General features: G+C 65.0%; 1 protein-coding gene. It reads left to right on the top strand.

Annotated elements, in window-relative coordinates; all coding sequences use genetic code 11:
• On the top strand, positions 1-329 hold a 329-nt coding region (locus D0817_RS27005), incomplete at both ends, for an acyl-CoA dehydrogenase family protein (protein ID WP_193555380.1).

The following is a 329-nucleotide window of genomic DNA, read 5'->3' as shown; positions in this document are numbered from 1 at the left end:
GCATGGTGCGCGACGCCACCGCCGCCTACTGCCAGAACAAGCTCCAGCCGCGCATCCTCGAAGCGTTCCGCCACGAGCGCATGGACATCGAGATCTTCCGCGAGATGGGCGAACTGGGCCTGCTCGGACCGACCATCCCAGAGCAATACGGCGGCCCCGGCCTAAACTACGTCAGCTACGGCCTGATCGCGCGCGAGGTCGAGCGCGTCGACTCGGGCTACCGCTCCATGATGAGTGTGCAATCGTCGCTCGTGATGGTGCCGATCTATGAGTTCGGCACCGAGGAGCAGCGCCAGAAGTTCCTGCCCAAGCTGGCCAGCGGCGAATGG

The sequence above is a fragment of the Flavobacterium cupreum genome, from assembly GCF_003996965.1.
Taxonomy (GTDB): Bacteria; Bacteroidota; Bacteroidia; order Flavobacteriales; family Flavobacteriaceae; genus Flavobacterium; species Flavobacterium cupreum.
The sequence above is the reverse complement of the archived record's forward strand: the minus strand, read 5'-3'. Positions and strand labels throughout refer to the sequence as shown.